We start from the raw sequence: 19,869 nt of genomic DNA on the forward strand, positions 1-19,869 counted from the left end.
CTGAACGGGCTAAAGATGAACACCCTTTTGGGCTACTCTTGCGCGCGTCGCGCCTCCGCTCCGGTCTCCTCCGCATACGCCGGGTCGTCGCCCGCCACGCGTCCGACGAACTCGTCCGTGTCCCCCGTACCGGTCACCGACATCTCGTCCCAGCTCGTCTCGTCGTCCTGGTGCACGCCACCGGTGGCGCGGCTGCTCGCGACCCGCGGGTCGGTCGCCACGTCCTGCTCCGACGGCTCCCCGGCGACCGGCGGGTCCAGCGGGCCGTCCTCGCCCTGCAGTTTCTTGCCGACCCGGGTGATCGCGTCCTTGATGCCCATGGATGTGGCTACCCGCCAGGTGAGCAGACATCGTCGCCATGACGACAATTTCTGCTCACCTCGGCTATGCCAACAGCGGAGCCAGCTCCACCGCGCACCCCTGCAGCACCTCGACCAGGTCCTCGTTCGGCGCCGCGACCCGGGCGGCGGGGCCGGTCAGGGCGAGGCCCGCGACCAGGTGGCCGTCCCCGGGCGCTCGCACCCCCACGGCGAGGCAGCCGAACTCCGCCCGGAACTCGCCGCACTGCCGGGCGACCCCGGTCTCCCGGACCTCGTCGAGCCGCCGGCGCAGCTCGTGCGGGTCCACGACGGTGTGCGGGGTCAGGCGGGTGCCGGGCGCGAGGGGCTCGTCGTGCTCGGCGAGCAGGAGCCGCCCCAGCGAGCTCGCGTGCAGGTGCCGGGAGAGCTCGCCGGGGTCGGCGGGCGGGTGGTCGGGGTCGGGGTCGAGGAACACCAGGCGGTGCCCGACGTAGCCCGCGAGGTGCGCGCCCCACCGCACCCGCCCACGCAGGCGGTCCATCACGGCGCGGGCCGCGGTCGGGGTGGCGAGCGGGGCGGGCGCCAGGTTCGCGGCACGCCGTCCGAGGGCGAATCCCCGCAGGTCGGGCAGCCGGACCAGGTACTCCTCGGCGACGAGCAGGTTGAGCAGCCGGTAGGTCGTGGCGGGCGGGATGCGCAGCTCCGCGGAGATGTCCTTCGCGGTCGCGCCGATCCCGGCCGCCGCGACCGCCTCGAGGATCGCGAGCGCGCTGCGCACCGCCTGGGGCTGACGGCCGGTGATCGTCCGCGCGGCGTCCGGGCTCATCCGCCGCCCCGCGACGCGAGGTGCAGGTCCGACGCCGTCGTCTCGTCGTAGACCCCCATCCCGTCGAGCTCGGCCGCGTGCGTCCGGCGCAGCGCCACCCACCCCGCGACCGCCGCGAGCACCACCAGGCCGACCGTCACGGGCAGCAGCACCCCGCCCGGGCGCACCAGGGCCACCACGATGACGACGGCGAGCACCGGCACCGCCACCCACGCCACCACGACGACGGCGGGGGTCAGCTCGCCGATGCGGCGCAGGAAGCGCGGCGCGGCGAGGCACACCAGCAGGTAGGCCGCGAGGAAGCCGACGGTCGCGAGGGCGAGCAGCCCGCCCAGCAGGTCCTGCGGCTCGACCCCCGCGAGGGTCCCGACGACGGGTGGGAGCGCCAGCAGCGGCACGGCCAGGCCCACCGCGACCGCCGGCGTGTGGTGCCGGCGGTGGGTGCGGCCCAGCACGGCCGGGGCGACGCCCTCGCGGGCCAGGGAGAACAGCACCCGCACCAGGGTGTTCAGCGCGGCGAGCGTGCAGGCACCGAACGAGGCGATGATGCCGGCGTCGAGGAGCAGCGGCGCCCAGTCCCCGATCACGGCCGCGCCGGGCCCGCCGTCGGGGGCGGCCACCGTCAGCGCCGGGAGCACCGTCGGCGCCGCGAGGTGGACCAGCATCGCCACGAGGTAGAGCAGCGCCGCGCCGCCCGCCGTCACCGCCACCGCGCGGGGGACGCTCGCGAAGGGCCGCCGCGCCTCGACCCCGAGCGCGGTCGCCGAGTCGAACCCGATGAACGCGGCCACCGCCGGGAGCACGCCGGCGACGATCCCGGCCGCGCCGACCGGCGGCAGGGGAGCGGCCGGACCGGCCGGGGCCCGCACCGCCAGGGTCACGAGCACGGCCAGGATCAGCGTGATCGACACGCCCTCCACCACGAGCATGACGCGGCCCGCGAGCCGGACGCCCCGCACCGCGCACGCGGCGATCGCACCGCTCAGTACCACGACGACCGCCACCCCCACCGCGGTCGTGTCCACCGGCCACAGCCGCTCGACCAGGGCCCGGGCGTACCAGGAGGCGCCGACCAGGGCCGCCGCCACGAGCAGCCCGTAGCCCAGCACCATCGACACCGCGCAGGCGTACGCCCCACCGGGACCGAGACCCTTCGCGGTGAAGCTGTACAGCCCGCCCGCGGCCGCCATGCGCCGGGCGAACACCGCGATCGAGGCGACCACCAGCCCCACCAGCGCCGCGGCGATCGCCACCGACCAGGGCGCACCGCGCCCGGCCGCCGTCGTGACGAGCAGGGGGACCGCGGCCATCGCCCCGGCCGGCGCGGTCGTCGCCACCGACTGCGCGAGGACCCCGAGCGGCCCGAGCGTGCGCCGCCGCAGACCCGCCACGGGGGACCGGGCGCGCAGTCCCGGGATCCCTCGCGTCGTGCGCATCGCCGTACCGTAGGGCCCGGGCGTGGCCGGGGGAATCCTCCCGAACGAGAAACCGTCGCCGACGATTCCCGTTCGGGCTCCGGATCGCCGCCCGCATTCTCCGTTGTGGGAATCGGGCTGCCTCTCCGCCATTCCTCCGAGAAATCGATCGGCGCGCGTACCGCAGTTCCGTACCCGCTCTTGACCGCGCCGCACGTCGCTCGTCAGCGTGACCCGCGACATATCCGTGGTCGAGAGGAGCGCGAGCATGGCCGCGCCGGCACGACGATTGTCCGGGACCCTCGGGGCCGGGGCGATCGTGTTCATGGTGGTCGCCGCGGCGGCCCCGCTCACCGTCATCGCGGGATCGGTCCCGCTCGGCATCGGGGCGGGCAACGGCGCCGCGTTCCCCGCGACGTTCGTGCTCTGCGCGGTGGTGCTGGCGTTCTTCGCGGTGGGTTTCTGCGCGATGAGCCCGCACGTGCCCGACGCCGGGGCGTTCTTCACCTACATCCGCGCCGGGCTCGGCCGCCCGCTCGGGCTCGGCGCCGCGTTCCTCGCGCTCGCGACGTACGCCGCCGTGCAGGCGGCGGTGTTCGGGTACGTCGGCGCGGCGCTCGACGAGCTGGTGACCTCGTTCGGCGGGCCGAGCCTGCCCTGGTGGGTGTGGACCTTCGTCCTGATGGCCCTGGTCGCGGTGCTCGGCTACCGCCACATCGAGCTGTCGAGCCGGGTGCTGGGGGTGCTGCTGGTCGCCGAGATCGCCGTCGTGCTGGTGCTCGACGTGGTCGTCGCGGTGTCCGGCGGCGGGCCCGAGGGGCTCTCGACGGCGTTCCTGCAGCCCGCGCAGATCGGCTCCGGCGCCGTGGGGATCGCGGTGATGTTCGCGATCGCGAGCTTCATCGGGTTCGAGGCGACCGCGGTCTTCCGCGACGAGGCCCGCGACCCGGAGCGCACGATCCCGCGCGCGACCTACCTCGCCCTCGCCATCGTCGGCGTGTTCTACGCGCTGTCGAGCTGGGCGGTGGTCTCGGCGTGGGGCGACTCCGCGGTGGTCACCGAGGCGGCGGCCAACCCCGGCACGCTGCTGATCTCCACCGTCACCACCTGGCTCGGCCCGTTCGCCGGCCACGTCGTCACGGTCCTGCTCGTGACCAGCATCTTCGCGGCGATCCTGTCCTTCCACAACGTCGCCGCCCGGTACTGGTACGCCCTCGGCGGCCACCGCGCGCTGCCCGCCGCGTGCGGCCGCACGCACGCCCGGCACGGCTCGCCGCACGTGGCCTCGCTCGCCCAGACCGGTCTCTCGTTCGTGATCATCGCGGTCTGCGTGCTCGCCGGGCTGGACCCGGTCGCGCAAGTCTTCGCCTGGGCCGCCGGCGTGGCGACCCTCGGGCTGTTGGTGCTGATGGTCGTCACCTGCGTCGCCGTGCTCGTGTTCTTCGCCCGCACCCGCGCCGACCGGCGGATCTGGCACACGCGGGTCGCCCCGGCGCTCGGCCTGATCGGTCTCGTGGTCTGCCTCGTGCTCACGATCGCGAACTTCCCGACCCTGATCGGCGGCTCCACCGGCCTCGCCGTCGTGCTCGGCGGCCTGCTCGTCGTGGTCGCCGTCGCCGGGGTCGTCGTGGGCCTCACGCGCCGCGAGGCCGCCGCCGCACCCGCCGTCGTGAACCCCTCGTCCGAGAAGGAGCTCGCATGACCGCCACCGTCAGCACGGTGACCCACCCGCTGCAGATGCCGACCGAGGCCGAGTACACCGCCGTCCGGGAGGTGCTCGTCGAGGCCGGGCTGCTGTCCGACCGTGTCCGCTACTGCTTCGCCGACCTCGAGGAGCCGCCGAAGGCCGAGGTGCTCGCGTTCTCCGCCGGGGACGTGGTCGACCGCCGGTTCCGGGTGGTCCTGCTGGACCTGGACTCCGGCCGCTCGTGGGACACCGTCGTCTCCGCGACCCGCCGCGAGGTCGTCTCGGGCCGCGAGCTCGACCCCGCCCGGGACGGCCAGCCGCCCATCATCGACTCGGAGTTCGAGCCGATGGAGGACATCCTCAACGCCGACCCCCGCTGGACCGACGCCCTCGCCACCCGCGGCATCGACCCGGCGTCGGTGCGGGCCGTCCCGCTCTCGGCCGGGGTCTACGACTATCCCGACGAGGTCGGGCGCCGGATGGCCCGCGCGTTCGGCTTCCGCCAGGACGGCCCGGACGACCACCCCTGGGCGCACCCGATCGACGGGCTCGTCGCCTACGTCGACCTCACCGCCCGCACCGTCGACCGCGTGATCGACAGCGGCCCGGTGCCGGTCCCGGAGGTGTCGGGCAACTTCCAGGACCCCGCCGTCCAGGGTCCGCCGCTGGACTCGCTGAAGCCCATCGAGATCACCCAGCCCGAGGGCCGCAGCTTCACCGTCGAGGGCAACCACGTGCGCTGGGGCAAGTGGGACCTGCGCTACGGCTTCAACGAGCGCGAGGGCCTGACGCTGCACCAGGTCGCGTTCGACGGGCGCCCGATCGTCTACCGCGCGAGCGTCGCGGAGATGGTCGTGCCCTACGCCGACCCCGCCCCGGTGCGGTTCTGGCAGAACTACTTCGACTGCGGCGAATACATGTTCGCGCGGTACGCGGATTCGCTGCGCCTGGGGTGCGACTGCCTCGGGGACATCCACTACACCGACGCCGTGATCGCCGGCGACGACGGCGTCCCGCGCACCATCACGAATGCGATCTGCATGCACGAGGAGGACTACGGCGTGCTGTGGAAGCACTCCGACCTGTTCTTCACGCAGGCCTCGGAGGTGCGCCGCCAGCGTCGGCTGGTCATCTCGTTCTTCGTGCCGATCGGCAACTACGACTACGGCTTCTACTGGTACCTCTACCTCGACGGCACGATCCAGCTCGAGGTCAAGGCGACCGGCCTGGTGTTCGCGTCCGCGACGCCGGGGGAGTACGCCGCGGAGGTCGCTCCCGGGCTGGGGGCGCCGTACCACCAGCACCTGTTCTGCGCGCGGCTCGACATGACCGTGGACGGCGTGCGCAACGCCGTCGACGAGGTCGAGGCCGAGCGGGTGCCGATGGGGGAGGGCAACCCGTACGGCAACGCTTTCCGCCGCAAGGTCACGCGGCTGGGCACCGAGCAGGGAGCGCAGCGGGACAACGACGGGTCCGTGGTGCGGACCTGGCACATCGTCAACCCGGACAAGCACAACGCCGTCGGGAAGCCGGTCGGCTACGCGCTGCACCCGGAGAACAAGGCGACGCTGCTGGCCGACGAGAACTCGTCGATCCACGCCCGCGCCGGGTTCTCCACGCACAACCTGTGGGTCACCCCGTACGCCGCCGACGAGCGCTATCCCGCCGGCGACTTCGTCAACCAGAACCCGGGCGGCGCCGGGCTGCCGTCGTGGACGCAGGCCGACCGCGGGGTCGACGGCGAGGACATCGTCGTGTGGCACACCTTCGGAACGACGCACTTCCCGCGCCCGGAGGACTGGCCGGTGATGCCGGTCGAGTACACCGGCTTCACCCTCAAGCCGGTCGGCTTCTTCGACGCCAACCCCGCGCTCGACGTGCCGCCGAACCCGGGGAAGGCCTGCCACTAGCGGTCAGTGGGCCATCGCCGGACCGTCCGACGGCGCCGGCTTCCCGTGCTTGAGCATCAGCGCGAGCGGGACGCCGAGCGCCGTCAGGATGGCGGTGGCGTAGAGCAGGTCGTTCATCGCGGTGACGAAGACCTGGCTCTGCAGGTTCGAGTACATCTGGTACGTCTCGAGCATCCCGGAGCCGCCACCGGCTCCGCCGGCCAACGAGGCCGAGCCGCCGACCATCGACGGGTCGACGAGCCCGCTGCGGTCCGCCGAGGCCTGGGCCTGCTGGATCGTCATCATCGCGGTCATGGCGGCCAGGCCGATCGCCGACGAGGCCCGCTGGACCAGCGTGTTCACGGCGCTGCCGTTCTCCGAGAGGAAGCTCGGCAGCGAGCCGAGGCCGCCGGTCATGATCGGCATCATCGCGAGCCCGATCCCGGCGGCGCGGGCGGCGAGCAGCATCTCCAGGTGGCCGTGCGAGACGTCGATCGTCATGCCGGCCAGTTCCCAGGTCGTGTACGCGACGATCGCGAGGCCGATCGCCGCCGGGATCCGGGCGCCGATCTTGTCGTAGATGAACCCGGCCGCCGGCATCACGAAGGCCATGACGAGCGCCTGGGGCAGCAGGAGCAGGCCGGTCTCGAAGGCGCCCATGCCCTGGTACTGCTGCAGGAACACCGGGATGTAGAAGAGCACGCCGAACAGGCCCATCGAGATGATGGCGATGAGCAGCAGCGAGTTCGTGAACGGCCAGTGCAGGAACACCCGCAGGTCGAGCAGCGGCTCGTCGACCTCGAGCTCGATCACCACGAACAGTGCGAGGGCCAGCACGCCGACGGTCAGCAGGATCAGCGTCGGGTAGGACGTCCAGCCCCACGTCGGGCCCTCGTGCAGCGCCAGGAGCATGGAGAACAGCCCGACCGCCACCGCGGCGAACCCGGGGACGTCGAGCTTCCGGCCCCGCGTCTGCGAGAACTTCGGCAGGAAGAAGATCGCCGCGAGGACGCCGACCACACCGATCGGCACGTTGATGAAGAAGATCAGCCGCCAGTTGACGTACTCGACCAGGTAACCGCCGAGGGTCGGGCCGATCGCCGGGGCGAAGATGATGCCGAGCCCGTAGATGCCCATCGCGGCGCCGAGCTTGTCCTTCGGCACGATCTTGTAGAGCGCGGCCAGGGCCACGACCGGGATCACGCCGCCGGGGATCGCCTGCAGGATGCGGAAGGCGATGATCGAGTTGATGTCCCAGGCGAAGCCGCACAGCGTCGAGAAGATCGCGAAGAAGATCATGGCGATCGTGTAGACGCGGCCGAGCCCGTACCGGATGCCGAGCCAGGCGCTGGCCGGGACGACGACGCCCTCGGCGAGCGAGTACGCCGTCGAGACCCACTGCATCTCGTCGGTCGTGGCGCCGAAGTCGTTCTGCATCGTCGTGATCGCGACGTTGACGATGCTGATGTCCAGCACGGACATGAACATCCCGGCGACCAGCACGAGCAGCGGGACGATCCACCCGTTGCCCCCGCCCGTTCCCGACGGCGGGTCGGTGCGGGTCGGGGTCTCGGCCGCCGGCGCGGCGGCCGGCCGGGCCGGGGCGACCGCCGGGTCCCGTGGCTCGGTCCGCGGCGCGTCGTCGACGGTCGCGGGCCGGGCGTCCAGGTCGGTGTCGGTCGACATGCCGCCTCCCCCTCAGCGCTCTCGATGGCGGTCCACCGTCGGTGGTACCCGTTCCATCGGGAATGTGGCAGGCAGTGTCAGCAAGTCGTGCCGAGAGCTATCTCACCGGATGCGGCCGAAGTGGTAGTCCCCGAACAGGTTGCCCAGCTTGACGCTCTGTCCGGTCTCCGGCGCGGTCCACATCTTGCCGTCGCCGGCGTAGATCGCGACGTGGTAGATGCTGTTCTCGCCGCCCATGAACACCAGGTCGCCGGGCTGGGCCTGGCTCTGGGAGATGTGCTCGGCCTTGTCGTACTGCGCCTGGGAGGTCCGCGGCAGGCTGATGCCCATCTTGCCGAAGACGTACTTGGTCAGCCCGGAGCAGTCGAAGCCGCTGGGGGTGGTGCCGCCCCACTCGTAGGGCACGCCCTTGAACTCCGCGGCCTGGGCGACGATCCGGTCGCCGAGCGCACCCAGGCTCGCCGGGGCGGCCGCGGCCTTCTCCTTCTTGGCGGACGCCGCCTTCTGCGCCTCGGCGGCCTTCTCCTTCGCCTGCGCCGCGGCGGCCTTCTGGGCCGGCGACTCGCTCTTGACGGCGGGGGCGGCCGCGGCCGGCGCGGCCGCCAGCGACACCGGGGCCACGGTCGCGGCGCGCGGCGCGGGCACCGAGGCCGGCGACTGCGCCGACAGCAGGGTCGCGGCCTGGCTGACGTCCGTGGAGTCGGAGAGCGAGTCGGTGAGGGCCGGGAACGCCCCGGTGGAGCCCGCGACCGCGGCGGCGCTCGCCGTCACCAGCGCGGCGGCGATCCCGGCGCGGGTGAGCGAGCCGGTGGTGAACGAGGTGTGCGAGGCGTGCGAGCGGGGCTCGGGGCGGCCGGGGTTGTTGACGGCGCCGAACGGCATGGTCGCCGGGGTTCCGGCGAGCGCGACGTGACGTCCCACGGGGGTGTCCTTCTCGGCCGTGCACGGTGGTTCGGGGTCCACCGCTCGTCCTGGCCACTCGGGCGACGACCGCTGGGGACCGGTCGGCTCGCACGCGTGTCCCGATGCACGACGCCCGGGGAGCGGGCCACCGGGACGGAACGGCGACCCGGGCGGAGTGCTCGGCGGTCCACCGGGGTGGTGAACCGGCCGAGACACTAACGAGACCTTTTCGTGATCTACAAGGGCGGCGCGGGCACGGACCGCTCGACCGTTCGCCCGGTCGGCGTGCTCGGCGACGACCGTCCGGCGCCGACCCGCCGTCACCCGCCGTCCGAACCCCAGGTCGGTACCGCCACGTGGAGCAGGCCGGCGGCGAACGGTCGAGGGGGACGACGGGGGCGCCGTCCCGAAGACGCGGTTCGTCCGGTTCCGGGTGTCGCGCCCGTCGGAGGGTGCGGCGCGACGAGTGGACGGGTCTACCGTCGGGCCCGTGACGCAGCCAGCCACGGTCGACATCGAGGTCGTCGAGCGGATCGACGACTCCCTGCTCGCCGCCGTCGAGCGCCTCCTGCCCCAGCTGTCGCGCTCGGCCGCCTTCGACGAGCAGACGATCGCCTGGGTGGTGCAGCACGAGGCGTGCACGCTGTTCACGGCGAGCGTCGACGGCACGGTCGTCGGCGCGCTGACGCTGGTGATGTACCCGCTCCCGACGGGGCTGCGGGCCCACGTGGACGACGTGGTGGTGGACGAGTCCGCTCGGGGCCACGGGGTCGGCGAGGTGCTGGTGCGCGCGGCGCTCGCGCGGGCCACCGAGGTCGGCGCGCGCACCGTGGACCTCACCTCGCGGCCGTCCCGCGAGTCGGCGATCCGGCTCTACGAGCGGTGCGGCTTCGTCCGCCGCGATTCGACGCTCTTCCGGTGGACGCCCCCCGCGGCGGGGTAATCGGCGTCGCGTGACCCACCATCCCGCAGCGGACGCGACGGACTGGGGCGGCCGCCTGCCCCGCAACGAGACCCTCGACCTCGACAACGACCAGCAGGCCGCCGTCGGCGAGCTCCACCGGCGCGCCGCGCGGTGGGCGGAGCACTCCGGCTTCGCGGCGACCGACGACCGGGGTGGGCTGATCGGCCCGTTCAACGCCTTCGCCCTGCGCCCGGGGCAGGGCCGGGGGTTCAACCGGTGGGTAGCGAACGACCAGCAGAACTCCTCGCTGTCCGCGCCGATCCGCGAGGTCGTGATCCTCACCGTGGGGACCGCGTGGGACGCCGACTACGAGATCTACGCGCACGTGCTGGTCGCGCGGTCGGTCGGGCTGTCCGAGACCGTCATCGAGGGCATCCGGACCGGGTCGACCGACGGCTTCACCGCCGCCGAGCGCGCCGCACACCGGTTCGTCGACGAGCTGGTGCGGAACCACCGCGTGCCCGACGACGTCTACGCGGCGGCCGAGGCGGAGTTCGGCCGCGACGGCGTGCTGGACATGGTGCACCTGACGGGCATGTACCTCGCGACGTCGGCGCTGCTCAACGCGTTCGAGGTGCCGGCTCCGGAGATCCCGCCGGCACCGTGAACGCCCGGTCCGCGCGGTCCGCCAGCCGCTGCGCCTGCGCGAGCAGCGCCTCGAGGAGCGGGGGCTCGATCACCCCGCCGCGCCTACCGAAGAGCCAGTCACCGCGCAGGCACCAGGACGTGCGGTGCGGGTCGGCGGCGAGGTGGACCAGGACGTCGTAGGGGGCGACGGCGGCCGCGTGGGCGCCGTCGTCGGCGACGATGCGCAGTCGGTGGTCGACGTCCGGGTGACCCGAATGGCGCACGCGGGCCCGGTCGCGGTCGAACAGGACGAAGGTCGGCTGCGGGCCGATCCGCAGTTCCGGGTGTGCGCCCGCGAGACGCAGGGCGACAACGACGCCGTGGTGCGTCGTCGTCGTGCTCGAGGAGTCCTCGCCGATGCCGCCGCTGTGGGTCTGGTGGGTCCAGCCGACCGCGACCGCCTCCCGCCCGTCGGCCGTCGTCCCGGCGACGAGGTGCTCCGGCCTCCCGGAGTCGATGAACGGGGCCACGACCCGGGCGCCGACGGTCCGTGCGGCGGCGCGGTCGGTCTCCCGCCGCCAGCCGCGACCGGCGCACCAGACGTCGAGGGTGTCCCCGCGGGCCCGGACCCTGGACCGGCGATGGACCTCGAGGGCGATGCCGACGGCGACGACGACGAGCCCGAACACGACGACCGACACGAGAGCGCTCATGCTCTCAGCCTTCATCACCCTGAGTGACCAGTACAGGGCCGAGCGGGCGAACGCGAGGTGACGGGCGCCGAGTGCGACGTGGCGCAGGGTCCGGGGGTGCCGGGCCTGCGTGGTGTCGCACTCGGGACGGCCGGGCATCCGGCCTGCGCTCGGCGCGTGAGCGGAGGCCGGACGGCAGCAGCCGATGTCTGTCCGCCGGGTGATCTCCTGCGGCAACCGGACCAATGCGCTCGACCCGGCGTACACGAGTCGTCACCGTCGGCTGTGGTGGGGCCGACACGGCGGTTGAAATCGGGCTGCGGCAAGGTGAGGCTTCCCTAAGGTGTCGTCGCAGGAGACGGGAGGCCGATGAACGCCGTGGCGGGGGTCGCACAGCATGACGACGTCCTGGACGTCCTCGGGGTCGGGTTCGGGCCGTCGAACCTGGCACTCGCCATCGCCGTCGAGGAGCACAACGCTCGCGGCGATCGTCCGGTCCGGGCCGGGTTCGTGGAACAGCAGGAGCGCTTCGGCTGGCACCGCGGGATGCTGCTGCCGGGCGTGACGATGCAGGTCAGCTACCTCAAGGACCTGGTCACGATGCGGAACCCGACGAGCCCCTCGTCGTTCCTGTCCTACCTCCACGAGCACGACCGGATCGCCGACTTCATCAACACCGGCACCGCCTACCCGACCCGGCTCGAGTTCCACGACTACCTGGAGTGGGCCGCGCGGCGGGTGGAGCACCTGGTCGACTACGGCACCCGGGCCGTCGCCCTGACCCCGGTGTACGACCTCGAGGACACCGAGACCGTGGTCGCCGTCGACGTCGCGCTGCGCGACGCCGTGGGCAGCGACGGCGCCGTGCGCACCGTCCGCACCCGCAACGTCGTCCTCGCGAGCGGGCTCCAGCCGTGGCTGCCGGAGGGCATCGAGCGCAGCGAACGGGTGTGGCACACCAGCGAGCTGGTGCCGCGCCTGGCCGAGCTCGACGACGACGTCCGCCGCTTCGTGGTGGTCGGCGCCGGCCAGAGCGCCGCGGAGGCCACCGCCCACCTGCACGACCGCGGCGACACCGAGGTGCACGCGGTGTTCGCCCGCTACGGCTACAGCCCCGCGGACGACTCCGCGTTCGCCAACCGGATCTTCGACCCCGAGGCGGTCGACGACTTCTACGCCGCGACCCCGCAGGTCCGCGACCTGCTCATGAGCTACCACGCGAACACGAACTACTCCTGCGTGGACGGCCCCCTGATCGACGACCTGTTCCGCCGGGTCTACGCGGAGAAGGTCGCCGGCCGGCCGCGGCTGTTCGTGCACCGGGCGAGCCGGGTGACCAAGGTGCGGGTCCCGGAACTCGGCGCGGACCCGGTCGAGCTCGACGTCGAGTTCCTCCCCACGGGCGAGGCGGAGACCCTGACCAGCGACGTCGTCCTGTACGCGACGGGGTACCGCCCGGTCGACCCGACCGGGATGCTCGGCGAGGTCGGCGCGTGGTGCCGCCGCGGGGCCGACGGCGAGCTGGTGATCGCCCGTGACTACCGCGTGGAGACCGCCCCGTCGATGCACGCGGGGGTCTACCTGCAGGGGCCGACCGAGCACAGCCACGGCATCTCGTCGACCCTGCTGTCCAACACCGCGGTGCGGGCCGGGGAGATCCTGTCCTCGCTGCTCACGGACGGGAGACGCAGCGCAGCGGAGCTCGACCTCGGATCGGGGTCGTGACGGCACTCGTCACCGGCGCCGCACGGGGGATCGGCGCCGCGGTCGCGCGCGAACTCGCCGGGAGGGGGGTCCCGGTCGCCCTGGTCGATCGTGACGGCGGGTCGGTGACGGCCCTGGCCGCCGAGCTCGGCGCGGGCTGCGTCGGTGCGGAGGCCGACGTCACCGACGCCGGCGCGGTCGAGGACGCCTTCGCGCACGCCGAGGCCGAGCTCGGGCCGGTGACGATGCTCGCGAACGTCGCGGGCGTGCTGCGCACCGGTCCGGTCGCGGAGCTGGACGACGCCGACTGGGCGGACTGTCTCGCGGTGAACGCGACCGGCGTCATGCACGCCTGCCGGGCGGCCGCGCGCCGGTGGAACACCGCCGACCGGGCCGACCGCGCCATCGTCACGGTCGCCTCGAACGCCGCGGGCGTGCCGCGCACCGGCATGGCCGCCTACGCCGCGTCCAAGGCCGCGGCGCTCGCGGTCACCCGCTGCACCGGCCTGGAGCTGGCGGGCCACGGTGTGCGCGCCAACGTCGTGTGCCCGGGCTCGACCGACACCACGATGCTCGCCGACATGACCCCGGACCCGGCCGCGCTGGTCGACGGCCGCCCGGACGACTTCAAGCTCGGCATCCCGCTGGGGCGTCTCGCCCAGCCCGACGACGTCGCCGCGACCGTCGCGTTCCTGCTCTCCGACGCGGCCCGGCACGTGACCCTGCAGACCCTCTACGTCGACGGTGGAGCCTCCCTTGGACCGTGACCGCCCCGACCACCCCGGGGACCTCCTGGTGCCACCCCCCGACCCGGCCGCCGACGAGGCGCCCCCGGAGGCGGCGGACGTGCTGGAGCCCCCGACGGTCGTCTCCGATCCCGGCCGCACCCCGGCCCGCTTCATGTTCGACGGCCCCTCGGGTCGTCTCTCGACCACCGGCATCCGGACCCGGCTCGCGCCACGTCCCGGCGAGTCGCTCGGCGACGCCGCCGAGCGCGTCCTGGCCGAGGCCGGGCCCGACGAGGTGCTCGTCGGGGCGGTCGGGTTCGACGACGCCGAGCACGCGCTGGTCGTGCCCGAGGACCGTCGCTGGGGCGCCGACCCCGACGTCGCGGACCCGACCGCGCCCGCGCCGGAGGACGCTGCCCCGATCCCGCCCACCGACCTGCCGCCGACGGCGCCCGCGGCGCTCGGCACCCGCTTCGACGTCCGCGCCGAGCCGACCCCGGCCACCTACGCCGCGGCGGTGCTGCGGGCCCTGGGGGCGATCGACGAGGGCCTCGTCGAGAAGGTCGTGCTGTCCCGCACCCTGGCCGTGACCGCCCCGGAGGAGATCGACATCGGGGCCGTCCTCGCCCGCCTCGCGGCTGCGCACCGCAGCTCCTACGTGTTCGCCGCGGATCTCGACGGCGACCGGTCGCTGGTCGGGGCGAGCCCGGAGCTGCTGCTCTCGCGCCGCGGGCGCACGGTGGTGTCGAACCCGCTCGCCGGCACCGTCCCACGCAGCCCGGACCCGGAGGAGGACGCGCGGCGGGCGGACCGGCTCGCCGCGTCGGGCAAGGACCGTCACGAGCACGCCCTGGTCGTGGCGCAGGTCGCGGAGCGCCTGGCCCCGTTCTGCCGGCACCTCGACGTGCCCGAGGGCCCGGAGCTGACCGCGACGGACTCGTTGTGGCACCTCTCCACGCGCATCACCGGGGAGCTGGCCGACCCGGCCCCGTCGAGCCTGCGGATCGCGACGGCGCTGCACCCCACGGCCGCGGTGTGCGGTGCGCCCACCGACGACGCCCGGGTGCTGATCGGCGCGCTCGAGGGGGTCCCGCGCGGCTACTACACGGGCCTGGTCGGCTGGTGCGACGCGTCCGGCGACGGCGAGTGGGCGGTGACGATCCGCTGCGCCGAGGTCTCCGGGCGGCACGCGCGGCTGCACGCCGGCGCCGGGATCGTCGCGGGCTCGGTGCCCGAGGCCGAGGTCGCCGAGACCACCGCGAAGCTCCGCCCGCTGCTCGACGCCCTGGGCCTGGAGGCGGCGCCGTGAAGCTGGAGAACCCGTATCCGCCGGAGTTCGCGGCGGCCTACCGCGAGGCCGGGTACTGGACCGGGCAGACGTTCCCGGACCTGCTCGCGACCGCTGTCGCCGAGCACGGCGAGCGCACGGCCGTCGTCGGGACCGACCGGCAGAAGGTCCGGCAGAGCTGGACGTACGCGGACCTTGGGCAGCGGGCCCGGCGCGTGGCGGGCGGCCTGCACGCGCTCGGGGTGCGCCCGGGCGACCGGGTCGTGGTGTGGCTGCCGAACGCGCCCGAGTACCTCGCGGTGATCTGGGGCCTGTTCACGCTCGGGGCGCTGCCGGTGTTCGCGCTGCCCGCGCACCGCGAGTCCGAGGTGCGCTACTTCGTCGAGCACGCCGAGGCGGTCGGGATCGTCACCGTGACCCGGCACGACCGCTACGACCACGCGGAGACCGCGCGCCGGATCTCGCCGCTGGTCGTGGACGTCGACGAGGGGCTTCCCGACGGGGACCCGGTGCCGGTCGCGACCCCCGACGCCGACGACGTCGCGTTCCTCCAGCTCTCCGGCGGGACGACGGGCCTGCCCAAGCTCATCCCGCGCACGCACGACGACTACCTCTACAGCGTGCGGGCCAGCGCGGACATCTGCGGGCTGACCCCGGACACGGTGTTCCTCGCGGCGCTGCCGTGCGCCCACAACTTCACGATGTCCTCGCCCGGACTGCTCGGGGTGATGCACGCGGGCGGCAAGGTCGTGACGGCGCCGTCGCCCGACCCGGACACGTGCCTGCGCCTGATCGGGTCCGAGGGCGTGACGATGGCAGCGGTCGTCCCGCCGCTCGCGGCGGCGTGGGTGGCCGCGGCGGAGAAGCAGGAACCGGACCTGCCGTCGTTGCAGGTCCTGCAGGTCGGCGGCGCGAAGTGCGGCTCCGAGCTCGCCGCGCGGATCGGCCCGGCTCTCGGCGCGCGGCTGCAGCAGGTGTTCGGCATGGCCGAGGGCCTGGTCAACTACACCCGCCTCGACGACCCCGACGACGTCGTGATCCACACGCAGGGCCGGCCGATCTCGCCGGCCGACGAGGTGCGGGTGGTCGACGAGCACGACCGGGAGGTGCCGGCCGGCGAGGTCGGCGCCCTGCTCACCCGCGGGCCGTACACGATCCGCGGCTACTACCGGGCCGCCGAGCACAACGCGACGGCGTTCACCGACGACGGGTTCTACCGGACCGGCGACCTGGTGCGCCTCGACGAGGGCGGCAACGTCGTCGTCACCGGGCGGGTCAAGGAGCAGATCAACCGGGGCGGGGAGAAGGTGGCGGCCGAGGAGGTCGAGAACCACCTCATGGCCCACCCGTCGGTCCTCGACGCCGCGATCGTCGGCGTGCCCGACGAGTACCTGGGCGAGCGCACGCACGCCTACGTGATCCCGCGCGACCCCGAGGAGAGCCCGGCCCCGGCCGACCTGCGCCGGTTCGTGCGGGAGCGGGGCGTGGCGGCCTTCAAGGTCCCCGACCGGGTCGAGGTGGTCGACGCCTTCCCGGTGACGGGCGTCGGCAAGACCAGCCGCCGGGCGCTGCGCGCCGCCCTGGCGGACCAGCATCGAGAGAAGGGCACCGCATGAGCCTCCCGTCCATCGCTCCCTATCCGATGCCGCGGGCGGAGGAGCTGCCGTCGGGCCGCGCCGGGTGGGACGTGGATCCCGCCCGCGCCGTCCTGCTGGTCCACGACATGCAGCGCTACTTCCTCGCGCCGTTCCGCCGGGACGCCGAGCCGGTCAGCGTGCTCGTGGACCACGTCGCCGAGCTGGCCGCGGCGGCCCGCGCGGCCGGCGTCCCCGTGGTCTACACCGCCCAGCCCGGCGAGCAGCCGCCCGAGGACCGGGCGCTTCTCATGGAGTTCTGGGGCGAGGGTCCGGCCGCGGCCTACCGCGAGGACCCGGACGTCGTCGCGATCATCGACGAGCTCGCGCCGCAGCCGGGCGACGAGGTGCTGACCAAGTGGCGGTACTCGGCGTTCTCCCGCACCCCGCTGGCCGACCGGCTCGCCGACTGGGGACGTGACCAGCTCCTCGTCACCGGGATCTACGCGCACATCGGGTGCATGGTGACGGCCGTGGACGCCTTCATGCGCGACGTGCAGCCCTTCCTGCTCGCGGACGCTCTCGCGGACTTCTCGCGCGACCGGCACGACCAGGCCCTCGAGTGGACCGCGCAGCGCTGCGGGATGGTGACGACGACGGCCCACGCCCTGGCCGGGTTGAAGACGGGCGCGGTGGTGGCCACGCCGTGAGTGCGCCGCCCTCGACGCGACCGGCCCCGGAGACGGGCGGGCCCCCGCGCCGCCCGCGCTCGCGGCGGGCGACCGGGCTCGTCGTCGGGCTCGTGGCGCTCGTCGTGGTGCTGCTCGCGTCGCTGGCGGTGGGCGCGCGGGCGATCCCGCCGGAGACCGTCCTGGACGTGCTCCTGAACCCGACGTCAGGAAGCTTCGACGCCGTCGTCGTGCTGGAGCAGCGCCTGCCGCGGACCCTGCTCGGGCTCGCCGTCGGGCTCGCGCTCGGCGGCGCGGGCGCGCTGATGCAGGCGCTGACACGCAACCCGCTCGCCGACCCGGGGGTCCTCGGGATCACGTGGGGCGCGTCGGCGGCGGTCGTCCTCGGCATCGTGGCGTTCGGCGTCGCGAGCGTGACCGGCTACGTGTGGTTCGCCCTGGTCGGCTCGGCCGTGGTGGCGGTGGTGGTGTACCTGCTGGGGCAGTCCGGGCGGTCGGGGGCGACACCCGCCCGGCTCGCGCTGGCCGGGACCGCGATCGGGGCGTCGTTGCAGGGCGCGGTGTACGCCGTCGTGCTCGTCGACTCGCGCAGCTTCGACCAGTTCCGCGTGTGGCGGGTGGGCTCGCTGTCCGGGCGCGACCCGGATGCGCTCGTGCAGGTCCTGCCGTTCCTCGCGGTCGGCGCCCTGCTCGCGCTCGGGGTGTGCCGGGCGCTGAACGCGCTGGCGCTGGGGGAGGAGACCGGTCGCGCGCTCGGGGTCAAGGTCCCGCAGGTGCGGGTGCTGACCGGGCTCGCGATCGTGCTGCTGTGCGGTGGCGCGACCGCCGCGTGCGGCCCGATCGCCTTCGTCGGCCTGGCCGTGCCGCACTTCGCGCGCTGGGTGACCGGCCCCGACCAGCGCTGGGTGGTGCCGTACTCGATGGTGCTGGGCGCGGTGCTCGTGGTCGGGGCGGACGTCGTCGGACGCGTGGCGGCCTCGCCCGCGGAGGTCGAGGTCGGAGTCGTGACGGCGTTCGTCGGCGCCCCGGTCTTCCTCGCGATCGCCCGGCGACGGCGGGTGGTGGCGCTGTGAGCGCTCCGACCGACGTGCGGGTGGGCGAGTACTCGGTGCGGGTCCGCCCGCGCCCGGTGGTCGTGGTCGTCGTCCTGCTCGCGCTGGCGGTGGTGCTCGGCGCGGTGGCGCTGACCCTGGGTGAGTTCCCGCTGCCGCTGTCCGGGGTGGTGGACACCCTGCTCGGCTCCGGCACCCGGGCGCAGCAGTTCGTGGTGCTGGAGCTGCGGGCGCCCCGGGTGGTGCTCGCGCTGGTGGTCGGCGCGACGCTGGGGGTGGCCGGCGCCGTGTTCCAGGCACTGGCCCGCAACGCGCTGGCGAGCCCGGACCTGCTCGGCTTCACCACCGGGGCCGCGTCCGGGGCGCTGGTGGCCATCGTCGCGTTCGGCGCGGGGGCGCTCGGGACCGCGGGCGGGGCGGTGGTCGGGGTGCTCGTCACCGCGGGGATCGCCCTGGCCCTGCTGGGCGGGGAGACCGGCGGCTACCGGCTCGTGCTCGTCGGGATCGGGCTGAACGCGATCCTGTACTCGCTGAACAACTACCTGATCCTGCGCTCCGACCTGTCCACCGCCTCGGCCGCGCAGACCTGGCTCGTCGGCAGCCTGAACGGACGCGACTGGACCACGGTCGCCGTCGTCGGGATCGGGCTGGTGGTGCTGCTGGTGCCGGCGCTCGCCGTCGCCCGTCGCCTGGACCTGCTGGGGATGGGCGACGAGGCGGCGGGCTCGATCGGGGTGCCGGTCCGGTCGACGCGGGTCGTGGCGCTCGTCGTCGGCGTCCTGCTGGTGGGCACGGCGACGGCGGCCGTGGGGCCGATCGCGTTCGTCGCGCTGGCCGCGCCGCAGCTCGCGCGCCGGTTGGCCGGCACGACGGGCCCGACCATGATCGCGTCCGGGGTGCTGGGCGGGGTCCTGCTGCTCGCGGGCGACGTGCTCGGCCAGCGGCTCGCGGCGCCCGCGCAGTTCCCGGCGGGCACGATGACGGCGTCGATCGGAGGGCTGTACCTGGTGTGGCTGTTGGCACGGGAGTGGAAGGCGGACCGCGGATGACGCGCCTGGAGGCGCGGGGGGTGACCCTCGCCTACGAGGCCCGCACGGTCAGCCGGGATCTGGACGTCGCGATCCCGGACGGGTCGTTCACCGTCGTGGTGGGTCCGAACGCGTGCGGCAAGTCCACGCTGCTGCGCGGGCTCGCGCGGATGATCCGCCCGTCGTCGGGAACGGTCTCGCTGGACGACCGGCCGGTCGCGGACTACGGGGCGAAGGAGTTCGCCCGCCGGCTCGCGCTGCTGCCGCAGAGCCCGGTGGCGCCGGACGGGATCGGCGTCGCCGACCTCGTCGCCCGCGGCCGGTACCCGCACCAGTCGCTGCTGCGGCAGTGGTCGCCCGCCGACGAGGAGGCGGTGTCCGGGGCGATGGCGGCCACCGGGGTCGCGGAGCTGGCCGAGCGCGCCGTCGGGGAGCTCTCCGGCGGCCAGCGTCAGCGGGTCTGGATCGCGATGGTGCTCGCCCAGGACACCCCGCTGCTCCTGCTCGACGAGCCGACGACGTTCCTCGACATCGCCTACCAGCTCGAGGTCCTCGACCTGCTCGCCGACCTGCACGCCGCGGGCGACCGCACGCTCGTCGCGGTGCTGCACGACCTCAACCAGGCCTGCCGGTACGCGACCCACCTGATCGCGATGCGCGACGGGGCGGTCGTCGCCGAGGGGCCGCCGTCCGAGATCGTCGACGCGGACCTGCTCGAGCGCGTGTTCGGGCTGATCGGCGACGTCGTCCCGGACCCGCGGACGGGGACGCCCATGATCATCCCGGCCGGTCGCGAGGCGCGGCAGGCGATGCGCGCGGGTGTGAGTGCGGCCACTGGCCACGACGGCTCGTCAGGTTAGGGTGGGCTAAGACGACGA

18 protein-coding genes are annotated in these 19,869 nt (G+C 74.1%); 12 read left to right on the top strand and 6 right to left on the bottom strand.

Features of this window, described 5'->3' with window-relative positions; genetic code table 11:
• Positions 1 to 32: 32 nt before the first annotated feature.
• The 3 genes from QRT03_RS26335 to QRT03_RS26345 form a co-directional block, all read right to left on the bottom strand.
• Positions 33 to 320, bottom strand: coding sequence for a hypothetical protein (locus QRT03_RS26335; RefSeq protein WP_286056106.1), 288 nt, complete (start codon positions 318 to 320; stop codon positions 33 to 35).
• Between the two features lie 64 nt (positions 321 to 384).
• Positions 385 to 1,125: an IclR family transcriptional regulator gene (locus QRT03_RS26340; RefSeq protein WP_286056107.1), complete on the bottom strand. Its 741-nt coding sequence runs from the start codon at positions 1,123 to 1,125 to the stop codon at positions 385 to 387.
• Positions 1,122 to 2,561 carry an APC family permease gene (locus tag QRT03_RS26345; RefSeq protein WP_286056108.1) on the bottom strand — a complete coding sequence of 480 codons (1,440 nt, stop codon included), beginning with the start codon at positions 2,559 to 2,561 and terminating at the stop codon, positions 1,122 to 1,124. Before QRT03_RS26345 ends, QRT03_RS26340 begins: the two co-directional genes overlap by 4 nt.
• Positions 2,562 to 2,808: 247 nt before the next feature.
• On the opposite strand from QRT03_RS26345, the gene QRT03_RS26350 reads away from it, so the two are divergent.
• Positions 2,809 to 4,242 carry an APC family permease gene (locus QRT03_RS26350; RefSeq protein WP_286056109.1) on the top strand — a complete coding sequence of 478 codons (1,434 nt, stop codon included), beginning with the start codon at positions 2,809 to 2,811 and terminating at the stop codon, positions 4,240 to 4,242.
• The gene (locus QRT03_RS26355) at positions 4,239 to 6,137 is read left to right on the top strand and encodes a primary-amine oxidase (protein ID WP_286056110.1); all 1,899 of its coding nucleotides are present in this window, start codon (positions 4,239 to 4,241) and stop codon (positions 6,135 to 6,137) included. Before QRT03_RS26350 ends, QRT03_RS26355 begins: the two co-directional genes overlap by 4 nt.
• 3 nt (positions 6,138 to 6,140) lie before the next feature.
• Here QRT03_RS26355 and QRT03_RS26360 read toward each other — a convergent pair whose 3' ends face one another.
• Entirely contained in the window at positions 6,141 to 7,802 is a 1,662-nt protein-coding gene (locus tag QRT03_RS26360) for a DHA2 family efflux MFS transporter permease subunit (protein ID WP_286056111.1), read from the bottom strand.
• Positions 7,803 to 7,904: 102 nt separating this feature from the next.
• A complete protein-coding gene (locus QRT03_RS26365) occupies positions 7,905 to 8,723 on the bottom strand; it encodes a C40 family peptidase (RefSeq protein ID WP_286056112.1) in 819 nt (272 codons plus the stop codon).
• 472 nt (positions 8,724 to 9,195) lie between these two features.
• Here QRT03_RS26365 and QRT03_RS26370 point away from each other — a divergent pair, with 472 nt between their 5' ends.
• Entirely contained in the window at positions 9,196 to 9,648 is a 453-nt protein-coding gene (locus QRT03_RS26370; protein WP_286056113.1) for a GNAT family N-acetyltransferase, read from the top strand.
• A 10-nt stretch (positions 9,649 to 9,658) separates the two neighbouring features.
• Positions 9,659 to 10,276, top strand: coding sequence for a carboxymuconolactone decarboxylase family protein (locus QRT03_RS26375; protein WP_286056114.1), 618 nt, complete (start codon positions 9,659 to 9,661; stop codon positions 10,274 to 10,276).
• Here QRT03_RS26375 and QRT03_RS26380 read toward each other — a convergent pair.
• Positions 10,230 to 10,949, bottom strand: coding sequence for a hypothetical protein (locus QRT03_RS26380; RefSeq protein WP_286056115.1), 720 nt, complete (start codon positions 10,947 to 10,949; stop codon positions 10,230 to 10,232). The two genes, QRT03_RS26375 and QRT03_RS26380, sit on opposite strands and share 47 nt — an antisense overlap.
• Positions 10,950 to 11,297: 348 nt before the next feature.
• Between QRT03_RS26380 and QRT03_RS26385 the strand changes: the two genes are divergently transcribed.
• The 8 genes from QRT03_RS26385 to QRT03_RS26420 are packed head-to-tail and all read left to right on the top strand — an operon-like array spanning position 11,298 to position 19,851.
• Positions 11,298 to 12,653 carry a lysine N(6)-hydroxylase/L-ornithine N(5)-oxygenase family protein gene (locus QRT03_RS26385; RefSeq protein WP_286056116.1) on the top strand — a complete coding sequence of 452 codons (1,356 nt, stop codon included), beginning with the start codon at positions 11,298 to 11,300 and terminating at the stop codon, positions 12,651 to 12,653.
• Positions 12,650 to 13,399, top strand: coding sequence for an SDR family oxidoreductase (locus QRT03_RS26390; RefSeq protein ID WP_286056117.1), 750 nt, complete (start codon positions 12,650 to 12,652; stop codon positions 13,397 to 13,399). Before QRT03_RS26385 ends, QRT03_RS26390 begins: the two co-directional genes overlap by 4 nt.
• A complete protein-coding gene (locus tag QRT03_RS26395; protein WP_286056118.1) occupies positions 13,389 to 14,669 on the top strand; it encodes an isochorismate synthase in 1,281 nt (426 codons plus the stop codon). Before QRT03_RS26390 ends, QRT03_RS26395 begins: the two co-directional genes overlap by 11 nt.
• Entirely contained in the window at positions 14,666 to 16,264 is a 1,599-nt protein-coding gene (locus tag QRT03_RS26400) for a (2,3-dihydroxybenzoyl)adenylate synthase (protein ID WP_286056119.1), read from the top strand. Before QRT03_RS26395 ends, QRT03_RS26400 begins: the two co-directional genes overlap by 4 nt.
• A complete protein-coding gene (locus QRT03_RS26405) occupies positions 16,261 to 16,932 on the top strand; it encodes an isochorismatase family protein (RefSeq protein WP_286056120.1) in 672 nt (223 codons plus the stop codon). Before QRT03_RS26400 ends, QRT03_RS26405 begins: the two co-directional genes overlap by 4 nt.
• A complete protein-coding gene (locus QRT03_RS26410) occupies positions 16,929 to 17,984 on the top strand; it encodes a FecCD family ABC transporter permease (RefSeq protein WP_286056121.1) in 1,056 nt (351 codons plus the stop codon). Before QRT03_RS26405 ends, QRT03_RS26410 begins: the two co-directional genes overlap by 4 nt.
• On the top strand, positions 17,981 to 19,012 hold the full coding sequence (locus QRT03_RS26415) for a FecCD family ABC transporter permease (protein WP_286056122.1): 1,032 nt from the start codon (positions 17,981 to 17,983) through the stop codon (positions 19,010 to 19,012). Before QRT03_RS26410 ends, QRT03_RS26415 begins: the two co-directional genes overlap by 4 nt.
• Positions 19,009 to 19,851: an ABC transporter ATP-binding protein gene (locus tag QRT03_RS26420; RefSeq protein WP_286056123.1), complete on the top strand. Its 843-nt coding sequence runs from the start codon at positions 19,009 to 19,011 to the stop codon at positions 19,849 to 19,851. Before QRT03_RS26415 ends, QRT03_RS26420 begins: the two co-directional genes overlap by 4 nt.
• Positions 19,852 to 19,869: the final 18 nt, after the last annotated feature.

This window comes from Actinomycetospora termitidis, from assembly GCF_030286555.1.
Classification (GTDB): Bacteria; Actinomycetota; Actinomycetes; order Mycobacteriales; family Pseudonocardiaceae; genus Actinomycetospora; species Actinomycetospora termitidis.

What these genes read in the sequence shown, in the direction of transcription:
- QRT03_RS26340 (WP_286056107.1), bottom strand. Translation starts at nt 1,125, where the DNA reads ATGAGCCCGGACGCCGCGCGGACGATCACCGGCCGTCAGCCCCAGGCG.
- QRT03_RS26420 (WP_286056123.1), top strand. Translation starts at nt 19,009, where the DNA reads ATGACGCGCCTGGAGGCGCGGGGGGTGACCCTCGCCTACGAGGCCCGC.
- QRT03_RS26345 (WP_286056108.1), bottom strand. Translation starts at nt 2,561, where the DNA reads ATGCGCACGACGCGAGGGATCCCGGGACTGCGCGCCCGGTCCCCCGTG.
- QRT03_RS26405 (WP_286056120.1), top strand. Translation starts at nt 16,261, where the DNA reads ATGAGCCTCCCGTCCATCGCTCCCTATCCGATGCCGCGGGCGGAGGAG.
- QRT03_RS26355 (WP_286056110.1), top strand. Translation starts at nt 4,239, where the DNA reads ATGACCGCCACCGTCAGCACGGTGACCCACCCGCTGCAGATGCCGACC.
- QRT03_RS26380 (WP_286056115.1), bottom strand. Translation starts at nt 10,949, where the DNA reads ATGAGCGCTCTCGTGTCGGTCGTCGTGTTCGGGCTCGTCGTCGTCGCC.
- QRT03_RS26335 (WP_286056106.1), bottom strand. Translation starts at nt 320, where the DNA reads ATGGGCATCAAGGACGCGATCACCCGGGTCGGCAAGAAACTGCAGGGC.
- QRT03_RS26360 (WP_286056111.1), bottom strand. Translation starts at nt 7,802, where the DNA reads ATGTCGACCGACACCGACCTGGACGCCCGGCCCGCGACCGTCGACGAC.
- QRT03_RS26350 (WP_286056109.1), top strand. Translation starts at nt 2,809, where the DNA reads ATGGCCGCGCCGGCACGACGATTGTCCGGGACCCTCGGGGCCGGGGCG.
- QRT03_RS26385 (WP_286056116.1), top strand. Translation starts at nt 11,298, where the DNA reads ATGAACGCCGTGGCGGGGGTCGCACAGCATGACGACGTCCTGGACGTC.